Source organism: Bradyrhizobium sp. CCBAU 53340 (assembly GCF_015291645.1).
Lineage (GTDB): Bacteria > Pseudomonadota > Alphaproteobacteria > Rhizobiales > Xanthobacteraceae > Bradyrhizobium.
On record NZ_CP030055.1, the window covers coordinates 5,171,898 to 5,188,155 of the forward strand.

General features: G+C 64.7%; 12 protein-coding genes. 1 reads left to right on the forward strand and 11 read right to left on the reverse strand.

Annotation, left to right across the window (positions count from 1 at the left end; translation table 11 throughout):
* Positions 1-24 precede the first annotated feature (24 nt).
* The 10 genes from XH89_RS24770 to XH89_RS24815 all read right to left on the reverse strand — a co-directional run bounded on the left by XH89_RS24770 (position 25) and on the right by XH89_RS24815 (position 12,302).
* A complete protein-coding gene (locus tag XH89_RS24770) occupies positions 25-1,176 on the reverse strand; it encodes a substrate-binding domain-containing protein (protein WP_194463006.1) in 1,152 nt (383 codons plus the stop codon).
* Between the two features lie 103 nt (positions 1,177-1,279).
* A complete protein-coding gene (locus XH89_RS24775; protein WP_194463007.1) occupies positions 1,280-2,272 on the reverse strand; it encodes an ABC transporter permease in 993 nt (330 codons plus the stop codon).
* Entirely contained in the window at positions 2,269-3,849 is a 1,581-nt protein-coding gene (locus XH89_RS24780) for a sugar ABC transporter ATP-binding protein (protein ID WP_210345227.1), read from the reverse strand. The genes XH89_RS24775 and XH89_RS24780 overlap by 4 nt, the downstream gene beginning before the upstream one ends.
* Before the next feature lie 299 nt (positions 3,850-4,148).
* Positions 4,149-5,132, reverse strand: a complete 984-nt coding sequence (locus tag XH89_RS24785; RefSeq protein ID WP_194463008.1) for an ABC transporter ATP-binding protein — start codon at positions 5,130-5,132, stop codon at positions 4,149-4,151.
* Positions 5,129-6,118, reverse strand: coding sequence for an ABC transporter ATP-binding protein (locus XH89_RS24790; protein WP_194463009.1), 990 nt, complete (start codon positions 6,116-6,118; stop codon positions 5,129-5,131). The genes XH89_RS24785 and XH89_RS24790 overlap by 4 nt, the downstream gene beginning before the upstream one ends.
* 19 nt (positions 6,119-6,137) lie before the next feature.
* A complete protein-coding gene (locus XH89_RS24795; RefSeq protein WP_194463010.1) occupies positions 6,138-7,061 on the reverse strand; it encodes an ABC transporter permease in 924 nt (307 codons plus the stop codon).
* Positions 7,058-7,999, reverse strand: coding sequence for an ABC transporter permease (locus XH89_RS24800; protein WP_194463011.1), 942 nt, complete (start codon positions 7,997-7,999; stop codon positions 7,058-7,060). The genes XH89_RS24795 and XH89_RS24800 overlap by 4 nt, the downstream gene beginning before the upstream one ends.
* Before the next feature lie 17 nt (positions 8,000-8,016).
* A complete protein-coding gene (locus XH89_RS24805; protein WP_194463012.1) occupies positions 8,017-9,621 on the reverse strand; it encodes an ABC transporter substrate-binding protein in 1,605 nt (534 codons plus the stop codon).
* A gap of 233 nt (positions 9,622-9,854) precedes the next feature.
* Positions 9,855-11,324, reverse strand: coding sequence for a dihydropyrimidinase (gene hydA / locus XH89_RS24810; RefSeq protein ID WP_194463013.1), 1,470 nt, complete (start codon positions 11,322-11,324; stop codon positions 9,855-9,857).
* 45 nt (positions 11,325-11,369) lie between these two features.
* Complete coding sequence (locus XH89_RS24815; RefSeq protein WP_194463014.1) at positions 11,370-12,302, reverse strand: N-carbamoyl-D-amino-acid hydrolase; 933 nt, start codon at positions 12,300-12,302, stop codon at positions 11,370-11,372.
* 1,310 nt (positions 12,303-13,612) lie between these two features.
* Between XH89_RS24815 and XH89_RS24820 the strand changes: the two genes are divergently transcribed.
* The gene (locus tag XH89_RS24820; RefSeq protein WP_194463015.1) at positions 13,613-14,746 is read left to right on the forward strand and encodes an MFS transporter; all 1,134 of its coding nucleotides are present in this window, start codon (positions 13,613-13,615) and stop codon (positions 14,744-14,746) included.
* A 51-nt stretch (positions 14,747-14,797) separates the two neighbouring features.
* Here the strand turns inward: XH89_RS24820 and XH89_RS24825 are convergent, their stop codons facing one another.
* Entirely contained in the window at positions 14,798-16,231 is a 1,434-nt protein-coding gene (locus XH89_RS24825; protein ID WP_194463016.1) for an NAD-dependent succinate-semialdehyde dehydrogenase, read from the reverse strand.
* Positions 16,232-16,258: the final 27 nt, after the last annotated feature.

Genomic DNA, 16,258 nt, shown 5'->3' on the forward strand with positions numbered 1-16,258 from the left:
GAGCCGCGCATCGCGATCACAGGCTCAGTTGCAAGCCGGCTTCGCCTTGTTGCAGGCATCCGTCAGCTCGGCCGGCGGGTCTTTCTTGAAGACGGTCTTGTAGGATTCCAGCACGTTCGCCTGCGTCACCGGCAGCGACTGCACACCGACCCAGCCGGGCGTTTCCTTGCCCAGCAGCGCATTCATCATCGCCATCGCCTCGGCAACGCCCTGGTCATAGGGACGCTGCGAGCCGGTCGCCTTCAGCGGACCGCCCTTGGCGATCTCGATCGCCGATTGCAGGCCGAGGTCGACCGTCGTCATGGGAATATCGATGCCCTGGGCCCGCATCGAGCTCAGCGTGTCGAGCGCCGGCTGATCCCACACCGCGTAGAGTCCCTTGACGTCAGGATTGCCGGTCAGGAAGTCGCCCGCGATCTGCGAGACCTTCGGCGGATCGGTGAAATCGACCTGCTTCATCTTGATGTCGGGCCGGTTCGCCTTCATCCACTCCCGCACGCCCTTGGTGCGCTCGTTGGTGCTGAAATAGTCGACGCCGAAATTGACGAGACCGATGGTGCCGCCCTGCGGCATGCAAGACGCCAGGATCTGCGCCGCGATCTGGCCGTTACCCTGGCTATCGGCCGAGACCATCGTGGCATATTCCTCGGGATGCTTCAGGCCGGTCGGGATGCTGTCCATCAGCACGAGCTTGATGCCGGCTTTCGCGATCTTCTTGTACGTCGGCGCGGTCGCGGTGAAATCGACCGGGATCGAGATGATGCCGTCCGGATGCTGCTGGATGGTATTCTCGATATCGGCGATCTGCTTGTCCACCTGATATTCGGCGGACGCGACGCCCGTCACCGTTACGCCGTACTTCTTCAGCGTGTCGGTGATGCCCTGGATCTGGAGCTGCGACCAGTCGAGGTTCACCGTCTGCATGGAGATGCCGACCTTGAAGTTCTTTTCCTTGATCTTCGCAACGTCGGCCTCCGACAGCGCGAGCACTTCGGGCGAAGCGGCCTTCTCGCCGTGAGGGCCCTGGCCGACGATCGATTTCGGCCCAAGCGTTGCGAGATTGACGCCCTTGACGCAAGTCGCGGGCACTTCAGCACGGGCCGAGGGGACAGTTGCGACGGCCGCAGCGGCCATCAACACAGTCAAAGGCAAGGCTTGTCGCAAGATTGGTTTCATTTGTTTCCTCCATTTTGGTCGCCGATTACCGGAGGGCCAGCGACCTTGCCCCTACCCACGCGGCGCTATGAACCAGTGGCTCATGCGCCGCGCCTGACCTTGGCTAGCGTTTCGTGAAGGCAACCGCGGCAACGATGATCGCGCCCTTGATCACGAGCTGCATCGGCGAGCTCACGCCGAGCAGAACGAGTCCGTTGTTAAGCGTGCCGATGATCAAGCTGCCGAACAGCGTTCCCAGGATGTAGCCGCGCCCGCCGAACAGGCTGCAGCCGCCGAGGATCACCGCGGCGATGACGTCGAGCTCCATGCCCTGCACGACATCGGGCCGCGCGGCATGCGAGCGCGCCGACAGCACCAGCGCGGCGAGACCAGCAAGCGTCCCGGTGAGGACGAACGCCGCCGTCGTGATCCGCTTGGTGTTGATGCCGGAATAGAGCGCCGCAGTCGGGTTGCCGCCGACCGCATAGATGCGGCGGCCGAACACGTTGTAATGCAGCAGCAGAATGCCGACGACCATTGCCGCCAATGTCCAGGCGATCGGAACCGGCATGCCGAGGAACGTGCCCTCGCCGAAGATCGCAAAATAGGTCTCGTTGGTGATGATCACAGGCTTGGTGTTGGTCACCATCATCGCCAGTCCCCGCGCCATGCTCAGCGAGCCCAGCGTCACCAGGAAGGACGGGATCGACAGCTGCGTGGTCAGGATGCCGTTGATCAGCCCGACCAGCGCGCCGGTGCCGAGCCCGGCCACGGCGCCCACGATCCAGCTGTTGTTGATCTGGCTCATCGCAAGAGCGGCCGCCATGCCCGACAGCGCCAGCGTCGATGCAACGGACAGGTCGATCTGGCGCGCGATGATGATGAAGGTCATGCCGACGGCGATGATCGACACCAGCGTGGTCTGCCGTCCGATGTTCAGGAAGTTGTCGACCGAGAGGAACCAGGGCGAGGACAGGCTGAACACGACCAGCAGGATCACGAAGGCGATGTACAGCATGTAGGGCCGCTCGCCCCGCAGCAGATTCTGGAGAATCTTGCGGCGGCGGTCGGACCGGGTCGACGAAGCGACGACGTTGGGAGCAGTCAATTCGGTCATGCGGACAACTCTTGCGATAGGCTCAGCCCGGAGGCCTGGTAGATCTGGAGGAGATGGTGAAGCTCTTCGGCATCATCGATCTCGCCGCGCACCAGAGTTCGAGCGACGTGCCCGTCGACGATCACGGAGATGCGGTCGCAGAGCTCGATTAGTTCCACGAGGTCGGACGAGACGACCACAACCCCGCTACCGTCGCGGGCGGCATTCCGGATCACGGCGTAGATCTCCTCGCGTGCGCCCACGTCGACGCCGACGGTCGGCTCGTCCAGCAGCAGCACGCGCGGCCGTGGATCATTCCATTTTCCGAACACGACCTTCTGCTGGTTGCCGCCGGAGAGCGTTCTGACCAGGCTGGAGGCGCCCTGCGCTTTGACCGCGAGCCTTGCGACCGCCCTTTCCGCGCGCCTGGCGGCGGCGCGTTGCTGCATCCAGCCCCAGCGCGAGAAGTGCGGAATCCGCGGCAAGGTGATGTTTCGCTCGATCGAATGATCCAGCACCAGGCCTTGCGCGTGCCGGTCCTCCGGCACCAGTGCGATGCCCTGCTTGATCGCATCCGCCGGTCCGCCCGGCAGCCATTGATGGCCCTCGATTTCGATCGCGCCGCCCTCGAGCGGCCGCAGGCCGAACACCGTCTCCAGAATCTCCGTGCGTCCGCTGCCGATCAAACCGGCGAGGCCGTGGATCTCGCCCTTCAGCACGGACAAATCGACGGCGCGAAGCCGGTCGTTGCAGACGTTCGACAGCGACAAGACTGGCGACGGATCCAATTCGCGCTTCACGGCAGGCTCGACGCGCGAGCTTGTCAACGCCGATCGATCGGTCCCGACGATGGCGTTGACCAACCGCTTCATGTCGGTCTCGGCGGTGACGAACGTGCCGGCATTGGCGCCGTCGCGCAGCACGGTGACGCGCTGCGAAATCTCGAAGACTTCGTTCAGCCGATGGGTCACATAGATCACGCCGACGCCGCGGCGAGTCGCCTTCCCGATCGCATCGAACAGGATTCGGACTTCATCCGATGTCAGCGAGGAGGTCGGCTCATCGAGGATCAGAAGCCGAACTTCGCCCATCAGCGCCTTTGCGATCTCCGTCATCTGGCGGTAGGCGAACGGCAGCGACCCGACGCTCGCACGCGTATCCAGGGGAATGCCGAGCTCTTTCAGGAACGCCTCGGCCTTGGCCATCAGCGCGCGCCGCCGGACGAAGCCGAAGGCTGCGCGCGGCTCGCGACCGAGCAGCAAATTGTCGGCGACGCTTAGGGATTCAACGAGGCTGAGGTCCTGATAGACGACGGCGATCCCGGCGTCGCGCGACTTCGCCGGGCTGTCGAATTCCACCGGCTTGCCGGCGATCTCGATCGTGCCCGCGTCGGCGGCGTGAACCCCGCTGAGGATCTTGATCAGCGTGGATTTTCCGGCGCCGTTCTCGCCGAGCAGCGCGTGCACCTCGCCGGCCCGGACCTCGAGGTTGACGTCGCGGAGCGCCCGCACGCCGCCGAAGCGCTTGTTGATGGCGCTGACCATCACAAGCGAGGTCGACGGCAGGGGTTCTGCTGCAACCGAACCGGACAATTCCAAACTTTCCTCCCGTCGCCCCCGCGAGCTGCTGGTACGATGGTGACATATTGTTATTTTTGCAACTTTATCATGTTATAATTCTATCATCTCGGGCGCCTGTCAATGGCAGATCACGTCCGCCGGCGCGAATGAACGCCGGTCCGATCGCTCCCGTTCGGGCGCGAAGGTGGTGCGGAGGCCGCGAGACGCGCCCCGAAGCGAGGAATTCTTGGGATGGGGACGAACTGCCGGAGGCCTAGAGCGACCGGAGTCCGATCGACTTGATCACGAGAGCAAGGCTTGCCGAGGTGGCATCTGGTTTAACCGGTCGGCAGCGCATCGAGGTGGCAGGCCACCCATCGCTCGCCCTCGGCCGAGCGAAGCTGCGGCTCTTCCGTCCAGCAACGGTCGAAGACGAACGGGCAGCGAGTGTGGAAGCGGCATCCCTTCGGCGGATTGATCGGGCTCGGCACGTCGCCGCCGAGGATCATGGGATTGCGCTGGGCGCCGGGCTCCGGCAGCGGGACCGCCGAGAGCAGCGCCTTGGTATATGGATGGCGCGGCGCGGCAAAGATCTCCCGGCGCGGCGCCACCTCGACGATCTTGCCGAGATACATCACCGCGACGCGGTGGGTCATGTGCTCGACGATTGCGAGGTCATGGCTGATGAACAGCAGCGCCAGGCCGAACTCGCGCTGCAGATCCTGCAGCAAATTGACGATCTGCGCCTTGACCGAGACGTCGAGCGCCGAGACCGCCTCGTCACAGACGATCAGCTCGGGCTCGGCCGCGAGCGCCCGGGCGATGCCGATGCGCTGACGCTGGCCGCCGGAGAATTCGTGCGGCCGGCGGTTCAGCGCCTCGCGCGGCAGGCGTACAGTATCCATCAGCGCGGTCACGCGCGTTTCGAGATCCGTTGCCGACTTGGCGAGGCCGAAATTGCGGATCGGCTCGGCCAGGATATCTCGCACGCGCATGCGCGGATTGAGGCTCGAGAACGGATCCTGGAACACCACCTGCACACGCCGCCGCACCTGGCGCATCGTGGCCGGCGCCGCATCGTCGATGCGCTGGCCGTCGAGGATCACCTGGCCGGACGTCACATCGAACAGCCGCAGGATGGCGCGGCCGACCGTCGACTTGCCGCAGCCGGACTCGCCCACCAGCGACAGCGTCTCGCCGCGCGCGATCTCGAACGACACGCCGTCGACGGCGTAGACCCATTCCGAGTTGCGGCCAAACAGGCCAGTCTTGACCGGAAAGTGCTTCTTGAGGTCGTTGACCTGGAGCAGCGGGACACTCATGCCGCAACGGCTCCCTTGGCGGCGTAGTGGCAGGCGGCGATGTGGCGCGGCCCCTTCTCTTCGAGGCCCGGCGCATGTTGACGGCAGAGATCGGTTGCGAGCGCACAGCGACCGGCAAAGACGCATCCGGTGATCGGCTTGCGCAGATCCGGCACCTGTCCCGGAATTTCAGCGAGCCGCGTCGTGGTGCCGGCGAGCGACGAGCCCAGCCGCGGCACCGCGCCGAGCAGGCCTTGCGTATAGGGATGGCGCGGCGAGCGGAACAACTCCGCCACCGGCGCCTCCTCGACCTTGCGGCCGGCATACATCACCATGACGCGTTCGGCGATCTCGGCGACCACGCCGAGATCATGCGTGATCAGGATGATGGCGGCGCCAACCCGATGCTTGAGGTCCAGCATCAATTTCAGGATCTGCGCCTGGATGGTGACATCGAGCGCGGTGGTCGGCTCGTCCGCAATCAGGAGCTTTGGGCTGCAGGCAAGCGCAATCGCGATCATCACGCGCTGTCGCATGCCGCCCGAGAGCTGATGCGGAAATTCGCGTACGCGCCGCTTCGGCTCGGGAATACCGACCAGCGCCAGCATCTCGACGGCGCGCGCCTCGGCCGCCTGCTTGTCCAGACCCTGATGCAACATCAGCGTCTCGCGGATCTGGCGGCCGACGGTCAGAACCGGATTGAGGCTCGTCATCGGCTCCTGAAAGATCATCGAGATGTCGTTGCCTCTGATGGCGCGCATCTCGCGATCGGACAGTTGCAGCAGGTCCTTGCCCGCAAAACGGATGGCACCGGCGATCCTGCCCGGCGGCTCCGGGATCAGCCGCATCAGGGACATCGAGGTCACCGACTTGCCGCAGCCGGATTCGCCGACGATGGCGAGCGTCTCGCCCTCGTTGACATGGAAGGACACACCATCCACCGCGCGGTTGATGCCGCTGGGGGTGCGGAAGTGGGTCTGGAGGTTTTCGACTTCGAGCAGCGCCATCGCGATCAGCCTCGGCTCGTCAAAGACGCTTGGCCATGCGCGGATCGAGCGCATCGCGAAGGCCGTCGCCGAGCAGGTTCACGGCGAGCACGGTGACGGAGAGGAATGCTGCCGGGAAGAACACGATATAGGGCTTGACCTGCCACAGCGCGCGGCCCTCGGCCATGATGTTGCCCCAGGACGGAATGGTGGGCGGCGTGCCGGCACCGATGAAGGAGAGGATCGCCTCGGTGATCATGGCGCTGGCGCAGATATAGGTCGCCTGCACCAGCATCGGCGCAACCGTGTTGGGAAGGATGTGGCGCAGAATGATCATCGGCGTGCGCGTGCCGCATGCGACCGCGGCATCCACATAAGGCTGCTCGCGCAGCGACAGCACCACGCTGCGGACCAGGCGCGAGACGCGCGGGATCTCGGCGACGGTGATCGCCAGAATGACGTTGCCGACGCTGCCGCGCGTCAGCGCCATCAGCGCGATCGCAAGCAGGATCGGCGGGATCGACATCAAGCCGTCCATAAAACGCATCAAGATGCCGTCGGCCCAGCGGACAAAGCCCGAGACCATGCCGATGGCAAGACCGGCCGCGGAGGCGAAGATCGCGACCGACAGCCCGACCGTCAGCGAGACCCGCGCGCCGAACAGCACGCGTGAATAGATATCGCGGCCGAGCACGTCGGTGCCGAACCAGTAGAGCGCCGACGGCGCCCTTGTGCGCTTGGCAGGCGCGAGAGCCGTCGGGTCGACCGTCCAGAGATACGGCGCAAAGATCGCGATCAGGACCAGCGCCAGCAGCAGCACCCCGCCGATCGCAACCGTTGGATGGCCGCGCAGGAACCCGATGAACCCACGCCGGATCGTGACCGGCCGGAGAATGTCAGGCAGTTGCGGTGCGAGCACGAGGCCGGCCGGCAGCACCTGCGGATTGACGGTCGCGTCGGTCAATAGCGGATCCTCGGGTCAACGAGTGTATAGGTGACGTCGATCATCAGATTGACGAGGACGTAGACGAAGCTGAACAGCAACACGATGCCCTGAATGACGGGATAGTCGCGGCGCAGGATCGCATCGATGGTGAGACGGCCGAGACCTGGGATCGCAAACACACTTTCCGTCACGACCGCGCCGCCGATCAAGAGCGCGATGCCGATCCCGATCACCGTCACGATCGGCACCGCCGCGTTCTTCAGCGCGTGAATGAACAGGATGCCGCCCTGCCCCAGGCCCTTGGCCCGCGCGGTGCGGATATAGTCCTGCTGCAACACTTCCAGCATGGCCGCGCGGGTGATGCGCGCGACCAGCGCGATGTAGACGCAGCCGAGCGCGATCGCCGGCAGGATCAGGTTTTCCAGCCAGGGCCAGAAGCCCTGGTTCAGCGGCGTGTAGCCCTGCACCGGCAGCCATTCGAGCTGGAGCGCGAAGATGTAGGCCAGCATGTAGCCGACGACGAAGACGGGCAGCGAGAAGCCGAACACCGCAAAGCCCATGATGGCCCGATCGATGAAGCTGCCGGCCTTCCACGCCGCGACGACACCGAGCGGCACCGCGACGACGATCGTGAGCAGCAGCGTGATCACCATCAGCGACAGGGTCGGCCCGAGACGCTGTCCAATCAGCGTCGACACCGGCAGGTTGGTGAAGATCGAGGTGCCGAGATCACCATGCAGGATGCGCCAGACCCAGCTTCCGAACTGGATCAGGAACGGCCGGTCGAGGCCGAGGCTCTGGCGGATGCGCTCCACATCCTCCGGGCTCGCCTGGTCGCCCGCGATCACCACGGCGGGATCGCCCGGCGCGATGTAGAGCAGGCTGAACACGAACAGCGCGACGATCGCCATCACTGGCAGGGTCGCGACCAAGCGACGAAGGATGTAGGAGAGCATCTGGCTTCAGCGCGCGATCATGCGGACTTCGACACGCCCCAGAACAAGGGCACGGGTCCCTTGGCAACGCCGGAGACGTTCTTGCGCCACGCCGTGTAGCTCAGGAAGAAGCCGGTCGGTGCGTAGACGACGTCGTCCATCGCCGCCTTGTTGAGGCGGCCGATGGCGGCCTTCTCCTCGTCGAGATTCTTGGCCTCGAACCAGGACGTGACCTCCTTTTCAGTGGCCTCGCTGGTGGGCCAGCCGAACCAGGCCTTGTCGCCGTTGGCGCGAATGGCGGTGTAGGGAGCCGGATTGACGCAATCCGCGCCCGCATGCCAGGTGTGGAACATGTTCCAGCCGCCCTGTCCCGGCGGGGTCTTCAGTGCGCGTCGCGCGCCGACGGTGCCCCAGTCGGTCGCCACGAAGTCGACGTTCATGCCGAGCTTCTTCAAGAGGTCCGCGGTCACATCACCCATGGCCTTGGTGATCGGCTGATCCTGCGCGACGAGGCACGTCACCGGCTCGCCTGAATAGCCGCTCTCGGCGAGTAGCTTCTTGGCGGCATTCAGATCGCGCTTGCCCTTCAGGATATCGCCGCCCAATTCCGTGTAGAGCGGCGTGTCCGGCGTGAAGAAGCTGGGCAGCGCCTTCCACAGCGAATTGTCGTCGCCGACGATCGAGCGCATATAGTCTTCCTGGCTGAGCGCCATCAGCACCGCACGCCGCGCCTTGACGTTGTTGAAGGGCGGATAGAGGAAGTTCATGCGGAACGAGCCGATATTTCCGAGGGGATCGCCGATATCGACACTGATGTTCTTGTTGTTCTTCAGAACCGGAACGAGATCCGCAATCGGATTTTCCCACCAATCGACCTCACCGTTCTGCAGAGCGGCTGCCGCCGTGGCCGGGTCCGGCATGATCACCCACTCGACGCGATCGATCATCACCTGCTTGCCGCCGGCGAGCCAGGACGGCTTCTCCTGCCGCGGCACGTAGTCGGTAAATTTCTCGAACACGGCCTTCGCGCCGGGGACCCACTCGCCCTTGACGAATTTCAGCGGACCGGAGCCGACATAATCCGAGATCTGCTTGAACGGATCCGTCTGCGCAATGCGCTCCGGCATGATGAAGGCGCAAGGCGAGTTGTTCTTGCCCAGCGCGAACAGCATTTTCGGGTAAGGCTGTTTCAGCACCCATTTGAAGGTACGGTCGTCGACCGCAGTCAACTCCTGCTGGATCGCCTTGAGCATCAGGCCCATCGGATCGCGCGCCGCCCAGCGGTCGAGGCTCGCGACAACGTCCTTGCTCCGCACCGGCTCGCCATCATGGAATTTGAGGCCCGGGCGCAGCTTGAATGTCCAGGTCGTACCGTCATCGGTCACTTCCTCGGACTCGACCATCTGCCGCTGCGGCTGGAATGAGGAATCGATCCCGTAGAGCGTGTCCCAGACCATCGCGGCCGCATTACGCACGACATATTGCGTGCCCCAGATCGGGTCGAAATTGGCGAGATTGGCCTGCGGCACAAAGCGCAAGGTTCGGGCGGCGGCGCCTTGCGCGATCGCGGGGGCCGAGAGGCCGCCGGTCAATGCCAGACCGCTCGCTCCGGCCAGTCCCTTCAATACGCTCCTGCGATCCATAATGTCCTCCCAGTCATGCCGTGATGCCGGCCGTTCATTGGCCAAAGGCCGGTGAAACAGAGCCCATTAGCGTGCAAATGGTATGCCACTGGTCGCACCTTCGCCAGCAGGTTCTCCTAGACTTTAGGACCCGTCGTCGCGCAGCAGCATGAACGCGTCCGTGCCGAGCCGCTGGGAGCCGTTCTGTTCGAGGAGCCTCCCGGACGATGGTCTTCACCGCACGCGATGCAGGATCACAGCAGCCTCGCTCCAAAATTCCGCTCCGGATCCATGTCGGCCACGAGCCGGCCGGTGGGCTTCGCCGCTTCGCCGCCGCTGCGCGCCAGGAATTGGCCACTGCCAGGACTGCCGAGACATTTGTTGCCGTCGATGATCACGCGGCCGCGCGAGAGCACCGACACCGGCCAGCCCTTCAGCTTGCGGCCCGCGAACGGCGTGTAGCCGGCGAGGTCATGCATCATCTCGTCGGCGATCACGGTCTCACGGTTCGGATCCCAGATCGCGATATCGGCATCGGCGCCGACCGCGATCGAGCCCTTGCGCGGATGCAGATTGTAGATCTTTGCCGGCGCCGTCGCCGTCAACTCGACGAACTTTTCCAGACCCAGCCGTCCCCTCGAGACCATCGCGTCGAACAGCAGCGGCAACCGCAGCTCGAGTCCCGGAAGGCCGTTCGCGACCTGCTTGAAGTTCGGGCTTGGCCCCGCGCGCAGCTTGCCGGTCTCATCGAAGCGATACGGCGCGTGATCCGACGAGATGGTCTGGAGATCGCCGAGCGACAAGGCCTGCCAAAGCGCTTCCTGGTCGGCATGCGTGCGCGGCGGCGGGCTGCACATCCACTTGGCGCCTTCCGCGCCGGGCTTGTCGAGATCGCCAGCGGTGAGGAACAGATATTGCGGGCAGGTTTCGGCGAAGACCTTGAGGCCCCGCCCGCGCGAGTCACGGATCACCTTCGCGCCCTCGGCAGTCGAGACATGGAAGATCATGATCGGCTGGTCGATCAACGCCGCCATGCCGATCAGCCGCGTGAAGGCTTCTGCCTCCGACACGCGCGCATGGCTGACGGCGTGGTATTTCGGCATGGTGTAGCCACGCGCCAGCAGCCGCTTCACCATCCAGGCGATGATGCCGTGGTTCTCCGCGTGGGCGCACAGCATCGCGCCGGACTGGCGCGCGGCCAGGAGGATGTCGAGCAGCGGCTCGTCATCGACCTTGAGCCGGTCATAGGTCATGAAGATCTTGATCGATGCATGCCCCTGCTTCACCAGCGCGGGAATGTGCTCCTCGACCGTCTCCTTCGTCGCGTCCGCGATGATCATGTGAAAGGCGTAGTCGATCACGGCGCCCTTCCTGGCGAGCGCGTGATAGTCCTCCACCACTTGCGGCAGCTTCATGCCGACATGCTGGGCCGCGAACGGGATCACCGTGGTGGTGCCGCCGAAGGCCGCGGACACGGTCGCGCTCTCAAACGTGTCGGCATTCATGATGCCGGCCGCGGAGAGCTGCTCGATATGCGCGTGACTGTCGACGCCACCCGGCAGCACCAGCTTGCCGCGCGCATCGATCTCGCGCTTGGCCGGAGGCAAGGCGCGGCCGATGGCGGCGATGGTCTCGCCGGAGATGGCAACGTCGGCCTCGAACACGTCCGTCGTGGTGGCGACGCGCCCGCCGCGGATGATGAGGTCGTACAGGGGTTCTGTCATGAGGCGCTCCCTAGTGATCGCCAGCTTGCGAGAAGACCGTCGGCGTCACTTCGCCGGCGGCGGCACCGCGCCGGTGCGGCTGGTGATCAGGCCGTAATGCTCGATGCGGCGATGCCTGGCGAAATCGAAGATGGTCGTCTTGCCGAAGGTGGTGGCATCGAGATCGCAAGCGTGGACCAGAACCTCGTCGTCGTCGGTCTTCGCTTCCGCAACGATCTCGCCATTGGGATCGACGATCAGGCTGCCGCCGAACAGCGCATGTCCGTCCTCGACGCCGGCCTTGGCGACCGCGACCACCCAGGTCGCGTTCTGGTAGGCGCCGGCCTGCACGGAGAGGCGATTGTGGAACAGACGCTTCTCGACGCCCTCTTCGCCCTTCTCCGCATTCACCGACGGCGTGTTGTAGCCGATCAGGACCATCTCGACGCCCTGCAAGCCCATGACGCGATAGGTCTCGGGCCAACGGCGATCGTTGCAGATCGCCATGCCGATGATGCCACCGAGCTCGCGCCAGACGTTGAAGCCGAGATCGCCCGGCTCGAAATAGCGCTTCTCCAGATGCTGATGCGACCGATGGGATTCGTATTCGATATGACCGGGCAAATGGACCTTGCGATATTTACCGACGATCTTGCCGGATCTGTCGGTCAGAACAGCCGTGTTGAAGTGGTGGCCATCGGGCGTTAGCTCGGCATAGCCGAAATTCATCGCGATTCTGTGCTGCGCCGCGCGCTCGAACAGCGGCCTGGTCGCCGCATTCGGCATCTCGCGCTCGAACCAGATGTCGAACTCGGGGCGGTCCTCGACGTACCAGCGCGGGAAGAACGTCGTCAGCGCCAGCTCCGGATAGACGATGAGGTCGGCGCCTTTTGCTTTCGCCTCGTCCATCAGCGCGATCATGCGCTTGACTACGACCTCGCGGCTGTCGGCCTTTTGAATCGGGCCCATCTGGGCGGCGGCAACTGTGACGATACGCATCAGCGATGTCCTGATTTCTTGACGACTTTTTTTGGTGAGGCTGGCGATCGCAGCTTCAATGGCGGGTCGGCGCACAGCATAACGTGGCCGAGCGGCGCTTTTCCAGCCAAGCAGCTTTCGTGCCGTTCGCTCTCCCGGTTCCGCATCTTACAGCTACGCCATGACAAACCCTCGGGCGCAGAGATGATGCTGCACGCCCGGACGGTGCGGCTCTTCCCCATCTCGATGGGTCATACTGCCCGCGAAGTGAGCACGCGGGTAGTAGATCTTTCACGGGAGCAACGTGCAGCGCACCACGGATTTATCAGTGCAAATCGTGACCTTCGCCGCACTGCAACCGGAGCATGTCAATTGGCTGACTAATTTGCAGGCGACCGAAGCGCAGCAAGGGATCGTCGGATGCCTATGAGCTATGCACAGCGATCAGCTCAGCTTCCCTTTACGCGCGCGCCCACTTCGGTCTCGCAGACGTGGCTTCGCCTTCTCGCGGCGCGTTTCGCCCGAGTTTTGCTGTTAGCTTCGCGCCCTCTTCGAATAAAGGGCGCAGGGAAGGCCGGGTGCTGACCTCGCACCCACGGTCCGCTGTGCGCATGTAGCGCAAAAGGAATTGCACAGCGGCATACAGGTGAAGCCGAACACACGGCCTTCCCTGCGCGATGGTCGGACGGCTTATGCCGTGCTCTCCCGGGAGCCGAATTCCCTCTGGCCTCCCTCGCCTTGCGGAAGTCACCGGCACCGCGCCGGTTGGCGCGCATGCCGCATCCGCAAGACTTGGCCGTAGCGACGACGGCCGGGACCACACGGTTTTGCCGTACGCAGACATCCGGCTTCGCCAAGAGGCTTCGCCGGACAGGTCCCGCTTCGCCCAAGGCGTCACGGGCATTGAGCGCCGTTCGTACAACGCGGCTTGCGAGACGCTCACGGGGCTCGGCTCAATCCACTGCCCCGCCCTGCGACCCGCATCCGCGACGGCGCTGCCCGCGTCCACCGCAGCCCGATCCACGGTTCGTGACGACGTACGACCGCCCCTTTTCGCCGGATCGGGATGGGCGACGCATACGACAAATCCGAATTTCGGTCAATCGGAATATTTTGAGCGATGCCGGTTGACCCAGGGCTTGCGTGTTTTGCCCGCCAGGCAGCGCAAAGCATTGAGGCTATCGTAGCCCGCATGGACCGCAGCGACAGCACGAAGGACGACATCATATGATACAATTCGTCAGCGCCGGACCTCTGGCGTTCGCTCTCGGCTGATGATCTAAGCACACGCCTCCCCCGCGATTGCGTGCGTCCCTCCCGGAGTTTCACTGATGACTTCAGCCGACAGGCCGGCGACGCGGCTCGCCACGCGCCTCTCGTTCCTGGTCGCAGGCTTCGGCATCGCGTGCTGGGCGCCGCTGGTGCCGTTCGCGAAGCAGCGGCTCGCGGTCGACGACGCCATCCTCGGCCTGTTGTTGCTGAGCCTCGGCATCGGCTCGGTCGTCGCCATGCTGGCGACCGGAATCTTGAGCGCACGCCATGGCAGCAAGCCAATCATCATTGCGGGCGGGCTCGGCCTTGCCCTGGTCCTGCCACTGCTGGTCGTCGCCGGCTCGCCGCTGACATTGGCATTGGCGTTGCTCGCATTCGGCGCAGCGCTCGGCTCCATCGACGTCGCCATGAACATCCATGCGGTCGAGGTCGAGCGCGCGGCGGGACAGCCGCTGATGTCGGGCTTTCATGCGCTCTTCAGCATTGGCGGGTTCGCCGGGTCCGCGGTGATGACGGCGCTGTTGTCGTTGCATCTTGGACCGCTCGGAAGCGCTCTGATCTGTTCCGTGCTGATGCTGATCGCGATGGCGATTGCCTGGCCGCGCCTGCTGCGCAGGGCACAGGCGCAGGAGGGACCGCTATTCGTGCTGCCACACGGCATCGTGCTGTTGCTGGCCCTGCTGGCGGCCATCACCTTCCTGATCGAAGGCGCGATGCTCGACTGGGGCGCGCTGCTCGTCATCGGCTCCGGCCTTGTCAGCGAGGCGCAAGGCGGGATCGGCTATATCGTTTTCTCGATCGCGATGACAGCAGGGCGGCTCGGCGGTGACGCCATCGTGGCGCGTGTCGGTGATCGCGCAACGCTGGTCGGGGGAAGCTTGCTTGCGGTCGCAGGCCTTGCGGTGCTGCTGCTTGCACCCCGCGCGGCTCTTGCCATCGCCGGCTTCCTGCTCATCGGCCTCGGCGCGTCGAACCTCGTGCCCGTGCTGTTCCGCCGCGCAGCCAGGCAGACCGCGATGCCGACGGGACTTGCGGTGGCGGCGATCACCACCGCCGGCTATGCCGGTGTTCTGGTCGGCCCCGCCGGCATCGGGTTCGTCGCCCACGCCGTTGGGCTGGCAAAGGCATTCTGGATGCTCGCCGCGCTGATGTGCCTCGTCACGCTGTCCGCGCGCACCGTGACCACGAAATAGCAAAGCGCGCCACGGCCTGCCGTGACGCGCCTCGCAATGAACGTCGCGGGTTTACGCGCTCGCCTGGGTCACGAACTTCGTATTGAGATAACCCTCGATCGCCTCGAGGCCGCCTTCGGAGCCGTAGCCGGAATCCTTGATGCCGCCAAACGGCACTTCCGGCAGCGCAAGGCCGTGATGGTTGATCGAGACCATGCCGCTCTCGACGTCGGCGCCGATCGCCTGCATCGTCTTGGTCGAGGTGGTGTAGGCATAGGCCGCAAGCCCGTAAGGCAGACGGTTCGCCTCAGCCACCACTTCGTCATAGCTGCGGAAGGACGTAATCGGAGCGAGAGGCCCGAACGGCTCCTCGTTCATGATGCGGGCATCGCGCGGCACGTCGGTGATGACGGTCGGCTCGAAGAAGAAGCCTTCATTGCCGATGCGCTTGCCGCCGGCCTGGATCCTGGCACCGCGCTGGACGGCGTCCGACACAAGACCCTCCATGGCATCGACACGGCGCGGGTTCGCCAGCGGGCCCATGCGGGTGTCCTTGTCGAGGCCGTTGCCGACCTTGAGGCTCTTGGCCGCAGCGACGAACTTGTCGACGAAGGGCTGGTAGACGCTTTCATGCACCAGGAAGCGCGTCGGCGAGACGCAGACCTGGCCGGCATTGCGGAACTTGTTGGCCGAGAGAATCTTGGCGGCGTTGTCGAGATCGGCATCCGCGAACACGATCGCCGGCGCATGACCGCCGAGCTCCATGGTGACGCGCTTCATGTGCAAGCCGGCGAGCGCCGCCAGATGCTTGCCGACCGCGGTCGAGCCGGTGAAGCTGATCTTGCGGATGATCGGGTGGGGAATGAGATATTCCGATACTTCCGACGGCACGCCGAACACCAGCTGGACCACACCGGGCGGAATGCCGGCATCGGCATAGGCGCGCACCAGCTCCATGCAGCTCGCGGGCGTCTCTTCCGGGCCCTTGACGATGATCGAGCAGCCGGCGGCAAGCGCGGCCGAAATCTTGCGGACGGCCTGGTTGATCGGGAAATTCCAGGGCGTGAAGGCCGCGACCGGGCCGACCGGCTCCTTGGTCACGAGCTGGGAGACGTTGCCCATCCGCGGCGGCACGATGCGGCCATAGGCGCGGCGCGCCTCTTCCGAGAACCAGTCGATGAGGTCGCCGGCCAGCATGGTCTCGCCCTGCGCTTCCACCACCGGCTTGCCCTGCTCCATGGTCATGACGGGCGCAATCTCGGCGGCGCGCGAGCGGATGATGTCGGCGGCCTTGCGCATCAGCTTGTAGCGGTCGAACGGCGAGGTCTTGCGCCAGACCTCGAACCCGGCCTTGGCGGCCTCCAGCGCACGGTCAAGATCCGCCTTCGAGGCGTGCGGGGTCTTGCCGATGGGCTGACCAGTCGCAGGGTTGAGGATGTCCTCGGATTTTCCGGAGGTGCCGTCGGTCCACTCTCCGGCGATGAACATCTGAACTTTCGGGTACATCCTTGGCTCTCCTGCATGATTTCGGCG